Raw genomic sequence first — 11,548 nt, forward strand, 5'->3', positions numbered from 1 at the left:
AATGTAAGTCTATCAAAAGGGGACACAACTGCAAGCATTACATGAACAAAACATGAGTATTATTGAGTGAAATCTCGTGTTTGTGTTACATACAAAATTGATAACTTTGGTTTTCATGTAAAAACCAAAAAAAATACAAAAGAGTAAAGCAAGATGATTTGGGTAAAAGGGCTTGCAATATTAGTCATTTGGTTAAGTTTTTGGTCACTGATTCCACGCGATGAATGGTGGATTCGGGGCGCAGATTTTCCACGTTTACAGATCTTGGTTTTAGGCATCATTGCCTTTGTTTTGCTCCTGATTTGGGAGCAGGAGTGGGATATGTCTAGCCAAGTGATTTTGATTGGACTGATTGCGGCTTTGGCTTATCAGCTCAAAATGGTCTTGCCCTATACCTTGCTGTGGAAAAAACAGGTTAAACAAGTCCGCCCTGAACAGTTAAATCCTGAAAAACAGATTTCATTAATCGTGTCCAATGTCCTGACACCAAATCAGAAATATCATCTGTTGATTGAACATATTCAAGCCTTAAAACCAGACTTGGTATTGACTTTAGAAACTGATTTGGCATGGCAACAAGCCTTGTCTGTGATTGAAGCCGACTATCCTTATCGGGTCGCTGTGCCTTTAGATAATTTATATGGCATGCATTTATATAGCCGTTTGCCGTTACAAAACAGTGAGATCAAATTTATTCTGAGTGATGAAATTCCATCTATTCATACCAGTGTGATTTTGCGTTCTGGGCAACCTGTACAATTGTATTGTTTGCATCCCAAACCTCCGAGTCCGACTGAAGCCAAAGATTCAGTTTTAAGAGATGCCGAATTGTTAATTGTAGGCGATCAAATCAAAGATTTAGATGAAAGCTGTATCGTGATGGGAGATTTAAACGATGTAGCATGGTCGCGGACGACACGCTTGTTTCAGCGGATCAGTGGTTTGCTCGACCCGCGCGTTGGGCGGCACTATATCAATACCTTTCATGCCGATTATCCTCTATTGCGTTGGTCATTAGACCATGTTTTTCATAGTACCGATTTTGCATTGGTGGATATGCAGCGTTTAGCGCATATCGGTTCAGATCATTTTCCTATATATGTTGTATTGCAAACTGGACGGGTGTTTGATCGAATTCAAGATGAATTACCGCAAACCGATGTCGATGAGCAAGAAGCTCAACAGGCGATTCAGGAGGGGATTGAAAAAGCAGAGCGAGAAGAAAAACTGGTGACAGATGAAATTGCACAACCATATAAAGCGCAGAATAAATCAGTATAGAAATTAAACGAAAAGTGTACGAAATGGCTTACACGGATTTAGGCGCATGACGCATGTTTTATTCTGACTGATCTGGTTAAGATTAATTCATCAGCACAAGGACTCGGGAACGGAATATCCCATTAAGGAAGACGATGCTGATGGATAAACATCAAGGATATGATGTAGGTAAGGAACGCCACACAACAAAATAACAATAAGTTTTGAAAGCACAACCTCATGAGCCCGAGTTTTACAGGATGTAGAACTCGGGCGATGATTTTTTTAGGGCTTTTTTTTCACTCTCATTTTTTTTATACATATTAAATTTCAATCAGCTCGATTCAGTTTTAAGGCTTTAGGTGTGTTTTGACTGCAAAACTTGCTGATATAAATCTAAGGTTTGATGACACATATCTGCCAAGCTGAACAATTCAACAGGGGCGACACTTTGCGGTGTTTCCAGATGCAATTGTGCTGCATTGAATAAAGCGACTTGGTCATCTACCGCGATGAGTCCTTGCGGATACAGTTGTGACAGAATTTCAGCCACACCACCACGGTTCCAGCCAATCACAGGTGTTCCTACCGATAAAGCCTCAAGCGCAGTGCGTCCAAAGGTTTCTGCCTGATTGGAAAGTGAAAGTACAATATCGCTAAACGCAAGCCACTCACGAATGTCAGAACGGTGTCCAACAAAGGTTATCGCTTCGGTCAAATGTTTATCCTGAATATTACGTTCCAGTTCCTGTAAATAAGCTGCTTTTTTAACATCTGCACCACCTACTACTACAGCATGAACCTGGGGATGCTGGGTTTTTAATTTCGCAATCAGATCAATCAATGTTTCATGACCTTTTAAGCGGGTGATACGTCCCGGCAAACAAATTAAAAACTTATGTTCAAGTTCTGGGAAATCTTGATAGGTATGTTGAATCCATTGTGCCGAAGGTTGATACCCATGCGGAAATGCAGCAGGGTCAATCCCACGATAAATGCGGACAATATCTTCTGGTGGGCAGTTTTGATAATGATCACGAATGTATTTGACCACACTGTCAGAAACTGCAATCACTTTTTCCGCTTGAGTCATAATTTGACTGTAACGGTTAACTGAATAAAAACCATGTACCGTTGAAATTAAGTGTGGGCGCTTTTCGGCTGGCATCCCTTTTAGGGCAAAATGAGTCAGCCATGCAGGTACGCGGGAACGTACATGCACAATATCAGGTTGATGTTGCATAATCAGTTGGCGTAAAGGACGGATTTGCCACAAGCTTGATAATGATTTTTTGTGGATGGCTAACTTTAAATGGGTGGAACCTTCAGCCTCAAGTTGGTTGACCATCCGTCCGCCATTCGACACCACCAATGACGTATGCCCTTGAGCGACTAAAGCTCGGGCGATTTCGAGCGTACCGCGTTCTACACCACCACTGTTTAATTCGGGTAATAACTGCATGACTTTCATGAGTCTTTCCTTCTACCGTGCAGATTAGTAAATATTATCATAACCTTCGGGGCGGCTCTTAAACCGACGATGAAACCACATATATTGGGTAGGGGCGATCCGTAATTGCTGCTCAATAATGAAATTGGTACGCGTTGCATCTGCGACTTCATCTGCGCTTGGAAAATCTAGCAGTTCAGGTTCAATCAAGACTTTATATTGCGGGTTGGAAAGCTCACCTGTACGGTAGAAATATAACGGAATTGCTGCGGCCTTGGTCATTTTAAGTAAACGACGATGCGCCGTAACTGTCGCTGCAGGGACGCCAAAAAACTGTGCCATAACACCTTGTTTTAAACCAAAGTCCTGATCTGGACTATACCAAATGGCACGACCATTTTTTAAGTGACGGATTAAACCACGCATGTCATCGTGGTCAATTTGATGACCGTAAATGGTGGCGCGACAACGGTAAATCAGCATGTCCAGTAAAGGATTATTTTGTGGACGATAGACCACATCGGGGTCAAAATATTGTGCACAGACATAGCCGCCTGCATCTAGCAGAGTAGAATGTGTGCCTAACAATAAAACTCCACGTCCAGCTGCTTGGGCTTGCTGAATATGTTCTAAACCTTCAACCTGAGTACGTCCTTTAAACCACTGTGGACAGTACCACGCATTTAAGGTTTCAAATACGCCGAGCATCTGATCGACAAAGACTTGTCGAGCATTCTCTTGAATTTCAGCCTCACTCCACTCTGGAAAACATACTTCCAAATTGCGTAATGTTGTTACACGACGAGATTTCATGCTGTTAAAGGCAAGATTGCCTAAAAACTGTGCCAGACGATACTGAATTGCCCACGGTAAAATGGCTAAAATCATTAGGCAGACAATACCAATCCAACTGCCCCAATATTTTGGCAACAGGAAAGACCATTGAAATTCGCCTGGTTGATATTCAGTGTGTTGACTCATAATGACCGTGTAAAGTGTTGTATCGTTGCAGTTTAGCACGAACCGATTTTAAAATTTAAAAGCATCCGTCCAATGGGAAAGATGCTTAAAACGATTTTTGCAAAGCTTTGGTGTAAGGAATATGCCCTGTGCTTAAAAAGTTAGGAACAATCACTTAAGCCAATATGCTTAGTTACCATTCGCCAAGTTTTCCAGTTCGTCCCAACGCTCCAGTTTTTCCAGCAACTCTTCATCAATTTCTGCTAAACGCTGTGAAGCTTTGGTGGCTGCATCGGCATCTGTTACAAACCAAGAGCCATCCGCCAGTTTTTCAGCCAATTCGGTTTGTTCCTGTTCCAGTGCTTCAATTTCACCAGGCAGCTGTTCTAAAGCACGTTGATCTTTGTAGCTCAATTTGACTTTTTTCGCTTGTGGCGCGGCAGCTGCAGCCTCGGCTTTGGCAACGGCTTTTTTGACATCACTTTTTTGATCAACTACAGTTTGGTCTGGACGCTGCTGTAAATAGTCCTGATAGCCACCAATATATTCATCAATATTGCCTTTACCATCAAATACCCAAGTCGAAGTCACCACATTGTCCATAAAGGCACGGTCGTGTGAAATCAGCAATAAGGTGCCTTTATAGTCGCTGAGCATTTCCTCAAGCAATTCTAAAGTGACCATATCTAAGTCGTTGGTCGGCTCATCCATCACAATCAGGTTAGATGGTTTGAGTAATAATTTGGCCAGTAAAATACGGTTGCGTTCTCCGCCAGACAAGGCTTTAACTGGCGTGCGCGCACGTTCTGGTGAGAATAAAAAGTCTTGCAAATAACTATAGATATGACGACGTTGTCCGTTCACATCAACAAAGTCTGAACCTTCAGATACGTTATCTTTGACTGACTTTTCCAAATCTAAGACGTTACGTAATTGGTCAAAATAGGCAATTTCCAGTTGTGTGCCTGTTTTGACAGAGCCACCATGTTCAATTTCACCTAAAATGGCTTTAATCAGAGTGGTTTTACCGACACCGTTATCGCCAACTAAACCAATACGGTCGCCACGTAATACCAGTGTAGAAAAGTCTTTAATAATTGGAGCTTGATTGCCAAAGGCCACTTGTAAATGTTCAATATCAAAGACCAGTTTACCTGAGCGATTGGCTTCTTGCGTTGCCATATTGACTTTGCCTTGTTGGAAGCGACGCGCTTTGGATTCTTCGCGTAAGGCTTTTAAAGCACGCACACGTCCTTCGTTGCGGGTACGACGTGCTTTAATGCCTTGACGAATCCATGCTTCTTCTTCGGCTAGTTTTTTATCAAACAGCGCATTTTGTTTTTCTTCAGCTTCTAATTGCTGCGCTTTTAAATCTAAATAACGTGAATAGTTACCTTCGTAGCTGCGTAATACACCACGATCTAACTCGACAATGCGGGTGGCGATACTATCGACAAAAGCACGGTCATGCGAAATAAACAGCAGCGTTAAATTATTTTGATCGAGTAAGAATTTTTCTAGCCATTCAATACTTTCCACATCTAAGTGGTTGGTCGGCTCATCCAGCAACAACACGTCAGGTTGGGTGAGCAGGGCACGTGCCAACAATACACGACGTTTACGTCCCCCGGATAAATCGGCTAAGTCGGCATTTGGATCAAGTCCCATTTTGCTTAAAATGGCATTGACCTTATTTTCCAGTGCCCAGCCATCTAGCTGATCTAGCTTGTGTTGCAGGTTCCCCATACGGTCACAGGCATCCATATCGCCCAATACACAGGCATCGCTGGCTTCGTGATAGGCTTTTAATACTGCAGCAGCTTCACCTGCACCATCGGCCACAATATCGGCGACTTTGCCTGAATCCATGGGTACATCTTGCGCCAACATGGCAATCGTGATGCCATTTTGAATGGACACTTCACCTGCATCGGGCAGTAAACTTCCTTCAATCAGTTTAAGTAGAGTAGACTTACCTTCTCCGTTACGGCCAATCAAACACACTCGTTCGCCACGTTCTAGGTTAAAATTCGCGCCGTCGAGCAAGGCAGGTCCACCAAATGCAAGTTGGACATCCCTTAAAGTAATATAGGCCATAGTGTTTCCTAAAAAATCTCAAATGAGGATTTGAAATGACTAAACAAAGTATAGATGATCAGGCGTCATTTTCCGCACCCATTGAAGATTTGCAAGTGCGAATTGCATTTTTGGACGATTTAGTTGAGCAATTGAATGAACAAGTGGTTCATCAAAGTTTGGAAATTGCTGATTTAAAGAAACAAATGCAGTTGTTATATCAGCGGGTGGAGTCGGCAGATTTGTCGGATGGGATTGCAACATTTGACCCAATGACCAATCGCCCGCCACACTATTAATCAACCGTACTTAATCAAAGATATTGGTTTCAGTACTGAATTTAATTTGACCTTTGCTGTACTTCCCGCTGTAATGCTCGGCTGCTGTGCCTGAATCCTTTAAACCCTATTGTGTTCGCTAAAGTTTATGTCCTCTAAAGTTGTATTACTTGACCTTGAAAATAATCTGCCTACCGCGACTTTGTTGCGAGAAATTATTGAACATCATCCGAGTGTGTATTTGTTTAATTGTGCAGGAAAATTTGAATATAACTTGCAGGATCTAACCGAGTTCGCTGGTTGGATCAGTACGGGGCAGCTTATGATTTTAGAAAGTCCGCGCGCAGAGTTTAAAGAGTTTGAATATGCGGTGGTGGTGGGGCAACTGATGGCACTGTTAGAGCCAGAAACACACGTTGAAGTGATTTCTGCGGCTGACAGTATTCAAATTTTAATGGAAATGTTGCAAGCATCTGAAATTGCTTGTCACCTGATTCATATTCAGCCTGAAACGCAATCTGGAAAAAGCAAAAATCGTTTACCCAGTCCAACGGCAATCCGTAGCAAACCTGAATTGCTGTTGGTAAAAAAGTATTGTGATGCGTTGGCAAAAATGTCAGGCAAGCCAACCAACTTAGAAGCTTTAAAAAACTCGATTGCCAATATTTTGCAACTTGAGGCAGACAAAGTGCAGCATGTGGTTGGCATGTTGATGAGCCTGAAAATTGTAAAGCGGGTGGATGAACAAATTTGCTTTCGTAAAAAAGTGCTGAAACAGTGGGTTCAACTTGACTTGGATGCTGTGGAAGAATTTGCACAAGAGGCGACAGTCACTTCTACAATCGCGGCGCAAACTGAAGCTGCAGAGGTACATCCTCAGCACAGTTTATATAAAAACTTTAGCCAAATTGATCCTGTGCAATGGGAAGTCGCCAAAAAATTACGTGAGCTAAAAGGTGAAAAGCCGAAAGATATTTATGAATTGCGTGATTTACTGGAACAGTTATTTCCAAAATCTGATATTCGTTTATTGCTCAAAGAACTGATTGAAAAAGGCTATATTTATTGGAATGGACATGAAGTTCTATATAGTCATGAAATGTTTTTAAGCTAAGTTTTAGAATTTTTCGATTAATGGCATGAGTCGATTTAAAACCCATCTGCAAGATAGTTTTTTATCGATGCGACTGATTTAATTCATCATTTATCAACTATTTAACGTTTTGAAAATGATGCCTTTTCACGTAAGACAATTTTAAGCTGTTTGTAGGCAGATAGACTAAAACAGTTGAAATAAATAAATCACAGCTTATTTTAATCTTGCGTTTTATATTGTGCTTATGCAACTCTAATATAAGAATAGAAAGGTTGTACTATGGAAAATACTGGAATTTGGGTTGCCGTTGCCATCATCATCTTTGTGATGGGCTCTATTTTTGGTTTGCGCGTTAGCCCAAGAGAAAAAGCTTTGGGATTGATGCGTGAAAAAGCCCGAAAAATGGGACTACATCCACGTTTGGTGGTTGCACCTGATTGGACGAAAATCCCCAAAGCTACGGAATCACGTGCCAGTATGGTGGCGTATTACAGCGTACTCATTGCCGATGCACGTTTACCATTAATGCGTGCTTTGGTGAAAGATCAAAAGCTAGAGCTGCTACATGGTGATGATAAATTCCAAGATTTACCCATTGCATTAAAGGGTATTTATGCTATTGATATGCAGGCAAACTGTGTAGGAATCTATTGGAATGAAGAAGCAGATCTTCGCGCAACTCAATTAGATGAGATGAAAGCTTTTTTACATAGCTTGGCTGAACGTTAATTTTAAACCATTAAATAGGAAATACGGTTACTTATGGCGAACGCTCCTCGGTCCACATCCAAAAGCACTGCAGCCAAATCTGAAGCTGGTCACAAACGTGCCTTAGTGATTGTGGAGTCGCCTGCAAAAGCGAAAACAATCAATAAATATCTTGGTTCGGACTACATTGTGAAGTCTTCGGTTGGTCACGTTCGTGATTTACCAACCAGTGGTAGCGCAAAAACCACAGAAAAGAAAACCGCCACCCGAACCAAACTGACCGAGGCTCAGAAAGCTGAAAAAGCTCAACAAGCATTAGTCAACCGTATGGGGGTTGATCCTGAACATGACTGGAAAGCACATTATGAAGTGCTGCCAGGCAAGGAAAATGTTGTCGCGGAATTAAAAAAACTGGCATCGCAGGTCGATGAAGTCTATCTCGCAACGGACTTGGACCGTGAAGGGGAAGCGATTGCGTGGCACTTAAAAGAAGTCATTGGTGGAGATGACTCACGTTATCAACGTGTGGTGTTTAACGAAATTACCAAAAATGCGATTCAAGAAGCCTTTAAGCATCCTGCGCGTTTAGATACCAACAAAGTCAATGCCCAACAGGCGCGCCGATTCTTAGACCGCGTGGTGGGTTTTATGATTTCGCCACTGCTTTGGGAAAAAATTGCCCGTGGTTTATCGGCAGGACGTGTGCAGTCAGTTGCAGTTAAGCTAGTAGTGGAACGTGAACGTGAAATTCGTGCCTTTGTACCTGAAGAATACTGGCAAGTCTTTGCAGATACTAAATCAGCAAAAGATGACATTCGCCTAGAAGCAGTTAAACAAGCGGGTAAAACCCTCAAGTTACGTAATAAAGCTGAAACTGATGCTTTACTGAACTTGATTAAAGATGCGCAATACACCGTATCTGCACGTGAAGATAAGCCGACCAAAGTCAACCCAAGCGCCCCGTATATCACGTCAACACTGCAACAGGCAGCGAGTACCCGTCTTGGTTTTTCAGTCAAGAAAACCATGATGCTGGCACAGCGTTTGTATGAAGCAGGTTTTATCACCTATATGCGTACTGACTCGACCTTTCTGAGTGATGACGCGGTCAATATGGTGCGTACACATATTGAAGCGGAGTTTGGTCAAAAATACCTACCTGCTAAACCAAATCGATATGGCAATAAAGCAGGTGCACAAGAAGCGCACGAAGCGATTCGTCCATCTAATGTTGCACTTAAAGGCGACAATTTAGTGGGTGTAGAGCGCGATGCACAGCGTTTATATGATCTGATTTGGCGTCAATTCGTGGCCTGTCAAATGACACCAGCCGAATATTTGTCATCGACCATTTTAGTGGATGCCAATGGTGTTGAGTTAAAAGCCAAAGGTCGTACGCTGGTTTTTGATGGTTTCACCAAAGTGCGTGGGCAAAACAAATCGGATGATGATGTATTACTGCCAGCAGTTAAAGTCGGTGAAATTCTTAAATTAGTAAAGCTTGATCCATCGCAACACTTTACCAAACCACCTGCGCGTTTTACTGAAGCTTCCTTGGTTAAAGAGCTTGAGAAAAAAGGCATTGGGCGTCCTTCGACCTATGCTGCGATTATTTCGACCATTCAAGACCGTGGTTATGTCAAACTAGAAAACCGTCGTCTTTATGCCGAAAAAATGGGCGAGATTGTTACAGACCGCCTGGATGAAAGTTTTAATAATCTGATGAACTACGACTTTACAGCAGACTTGGAAGGTCAGCTAGATAGGGTTGCAGATGGTGAACGTGACTGGAAAGACTTACTCAACAGTTTTTATGGTGACTTCAAACAGCGTTTGACCAATGCACAGGGCGAACAAGGCATGCGCCGTAATCTCCCTGTAGAAGTTGATGCAGTGCATTGTAAAGAATGTTCACGTCCAATGCAGATTCGTACAGGTACAACAGGGGTATTCTTGGGATGTTCAGGCTATAATTTGCCACCAAAAGAACGTTGCAAGGGAACTTTGAACCTGACTCCTGTCGAGTCGCTTGCCGCATTGTCGGATGATGATGCCGCTGAAACTGCAGATTTGATGTCTAAAAAACGCTGCCCAATTTGCGAAACGGCTATGGATAGTTACGTGATTGATGGTGGTCGTAAACTGCATATTTGCGGGAATAACCCAGACTGTGCAGGTTTTGAGCTAGAGGAAGGCGAGTTCAAAATTAAAGGCTATGATGGCCCAACCATTCCGTGCGACAAGTGTGATGGTGAAATGCAGTTGAAAACAGGTCGCTTTGGCCCTTATTTTGCCTGCACCAGTTGTGAAAATACACGTAAAGTACTCAAGAATGGTCAGCCTGCGCCACCGCGTGTTGATCCAATTAAAATGGAACATTTACGCTCAACCAAACACGATGATTTCTTTGTGTTGCGTGATGGTGCAGCAGGTTTGTTCTTGGCAGCCAGCAAGTTTCCGAAAGTCCGTGAAACCCGTGCGCCGAAAGTCGCGGAATTGCGTACAGTTGCAGAACAGCTTGATCCGAAATATCAGTTTATTTTGCAAGCACCCGATACAGACCCAGAGGGTAATCCAACATTGGTGAAATTCAGCCGTAAGAATCAAGCGCAATATATTGGTTCGGAAACGCCTGAAGGCAAACAAACCAAATGGTCATTGGTTTACAAAGATGGTAAATGGGTTGAGGCTTAATTATCCAAATTACAAAATGCTGGCTTCGGTCAGCATTTTTTTAAATCATATAATTTGAAATGTGAAAAAATAAAAAACAGAGAGGTTTTGTGAATCTTAATCCGATGTGGGGGGGCGAGTTTAAAGATAATAAGATTAAACTCGGTAAAGTGATTGCCTAAAGATATTTAAAGTATGTGGAAAAAAATCCGAATTTTATGCTTATTGCTGGTTTTACTGGTCGTTGCAGTCAATGCTTGTCGTGATCAGAACCAAGACTGGAATAAGCCCATCATCGTATTGTTACATCCAATCAATGCCGATGGACGATCAAATACCCAAAACTATATCAATACATTAAATATCAATAATTTAAATTCTGCTCAGGACTATCTGAAACAAGCTTCTTTGCAGTACCGTGGGCAACCCATTGCGCTCTATTTCAAACAGGGTCGAGAATTAAAGCAGTTGCCACCAAAAGTGCCTGAGCAGGCATCCCTACTGAGCACCGTACTTTGGAGTTTAAAGTTCCGCTTTTACGCTTGGCAGCAACGACAAAGCAGTGATGGTGCTGCAACAGTGACACTGTACCTGAATTATTATGATCCGAGTCAAACTCAAATTTTGAAACATTCCACCGCTTTGCAAAAAGGCAAAATTGGCTCGGTGAATTTATTTGCTTCTGCTGCGCACAGTGAGCGCAATACCATGGTGATGGTGCATGAATTACTGCATACTTTTGGTGCCACAGATAAATATGATTTGAGCACAGGTCAGCCGATTTATCCGATTGGTTATGCAGACCCAAATCAGCAACCGTTATATCCACAACGACAGGCTGAACTAATGGCGGGTTATGTGCCACTTTCGCAAAGCAAAAGTAAAATGCCAGAATCGCTACAACAAACACGTATTAACGAAATCACTGCCATAGAGTTGGGTTGGAAATAATGTGGATAAGCATGCACTTATCCACATCTCCACAATATAACTTGTGTAAAAGTATGTGCTTGAGCATGACTTGAGTATGAATTGAGCCATTTATAT

At 42.3% G+C, this 11,548-nt stretch carries 9 protein-coding genes; 6 read left to right on the forward strand and 3 right to left on the reverse strand.

Translation table 11 applies throughout. The features are described from left to right. Positions 1-153 precede the first annotated feature (153 nt). Entirely contained in the window at positions 154-1,281 is a 1,128-nt protein-coding gene (locus K1T76_RS02035) for an endonuclease/exonuclease/phosphatase family protein (protein WP_230243973.1), read from the forward strand. 337 nt (positions 1,282-1,618) lie between these two features. Here K1T76_RS02035 and K1T76_RS02040 read toward each other — a convergent pair whose 3' ends face one another. The 3 genes from K1T76_RS02040 to K1T76_RS02050 form a co-directional block, all read right to left on the reverse strand. Beyond that, on the reverse strand, positions 1,619-2,731 hold the full coding sequence (locus K1T76_RS02040; RefSeq protein ID WP_230243974.1) for a glycosyltransferase family 4 protein: 1,113 nt from the start codon (positions 2,729-2,731) through the stop codon (positions 1,619-1,621). Positions 2,732-2,755: 24 nt separating this feature from the next. Next, the gene (locus K1T76_RS02045) at positions 2,756-3,691 is read right to left on the reverse strand and encodes an LpxL/LpxP family acyltransferase (protein WP_230243975.1); all 936 of its coding nucleotides are present in this window, start codon (positions 3,689-3,691) and stop codon (positions 2,756-2,758) included. 168 nt (positions 3,692-3,859) lie between these two features. Continuing rightward, a complete protein-coding gene (locus K1T76_RS02050) occupies positions 3,860-5,767 on the reverse strand; it encodes an ATP-binding cassette domain-containing protein (RefSeq protein ID WP_230243976.1) in 1,908 nt (635 codons plus the stop codon). Between the two features lie 35 nt (positions 5,768-5,802). Between K1T76_RS02050 and K1T76_RS02055 the strand changes: the two genes are divergently transcribed. From K1T76_RS02055 to K1T76_RS02075, 5 genes are all read left to right on the forward strand, one after another. After that, the gene (locus tag K1T76_RS02055; RefSeq protein WP_230243977.1) at positions 5,803-6,045 is read left to right on the forward strand and encodes a SlyX family protein; all 243 of its coding nucleotides are present in this window, start codon (positions 5,803-5,805) and stop codon (positions 6,043-6,045) included. Positions 6,046-6,172: 127 nt separating this feature from the next. After that, complete coding sequence (locus K1T76_RS02060) at positions 6,173-7,138, forward strand: hypothetical protein (protein WP_230243978.1); 966 nt, start codon at positions 6,173-6,175, stop codon at positions 7,136-7,138. 261 nt (positions 7,139-7,399) lie between these two features. Next, positions 7,400-7,849 carry an ammonium transporter gene (locus K1T76_RS02065; protein WP_070155373.1) on the forward strand — a complete coding sequence of 150 codons (450 nt, stop codon included), beginning with the start codon at positions 7,400-7,402 and terminating at the stop codon, positions 7,847-7,849. 33 nt (positions 7,850-7,882) lie between these two features. Beyond that, the gene (gene topA / locus K1T76_RS02070; RefSeq protein WP_230243979.1) at positions 7,883-10,522 is read left to right on the forward strand and encodes a type I DNA topoisomerase; all 2,640 of its coding nucleotides are present in this window, start codon (positions 7,883-7,885) and stop codon (positions 10,520-10,522) included. Positions 10,523-10,696: 174 nt separating this feature from the next. Next, on the forward strand, positions 10,697-11,452 hold the full coding sequence (locus tag K1T76_RS02075; RefSeq protein ID WP_230243980.1) for a hypothetical protein: 756 nt from the start codon (positions 10,697-10,699) through the stop codon (positions 11,450-11,452). The last annotated feature ends 96 nt before the right edge of the window (positions 11,453-11,548 follow it).

The sequence above is a fragment of the Acinetobacter sp. PW68 genome (assembly GCF_020982655.1).
Taxonomy (GTDB): Bacteria; Pseudomonadota; Gammaproteobacteria; order Pseudomonadales; family Moraxellaceae; genus Acinetobacter; species Acinetobacter towneri_A.

What these genes read in the sequence shown, in the direction of transcription:
- K1T76_RS02040 (WP_230243974.1), bottom strand. Translation starts at nt 2,731, where the DNA reads ATGAAAGTCATGCAGTTATTACCCGAATTAAACAGTGGTGGTGTAGAA.
- K1T76_RS02065 (WP_070155373.1), top strand. Translation starts at nt 7,400, where the DNA reads ATGGAAAATACTGGAATTTGGGTTGCCGTTGCCATCATCATCTTTGTG.
- K1T76_RS02035 (WP_230243973.1), top strand. Translation starts at nt 154, where the DNA reads ATGATTTGGGTAAAAGGGCTTGCAATATTAGTCATTTGGTTAAGTTTT.
- K1T76_RS02060 (WP_230243978.1), top strand. Translation starts at nt 6,173, where the DNA reads ATGTCCTCTAAAGTTGTATTACTTGACCTTGAAAATAATCTGCCTACC.
- topA (WP_230243979.1), top strand. Translation starts at nt 7,883, where the DNA reads ATGGCGAACGCTCCTCGGTCCACATCCAAAAGCACTGCAGCCAAATCT.
- K1T76_RS02050 (WP_230243976.1), bottom strand. Translation starts at nt 5,767, where the DNA reads ATGGCCTATATTACTTTAAGGGATGTCCAACTTGCATTTGGTGGACCT.
- K1T76_RS02075 (WP_230243980.1), top strand. Translation starts at nt 10,697, where the DNA reads ATGTGGAAAAAAATCCGAATTTTATGCTTATTGCTGGTTTTACTGGTC.
- K1T76_RS02045 (WP_230243975.1), bottom strand. Translation starts at nt 3,691, where the DNA reads ATGAGTCAACACACTGAATATCAACCAGGCGAATTTCAATGGTCTTTC.
- K1T76_RS02055 (WP_230243977.1), top strand. Translation starts at nt 5,803, where the DNA reads ATGACTAAACAAAGTATAGATGATCAGGCGTCATTTTCCGCACCCATT.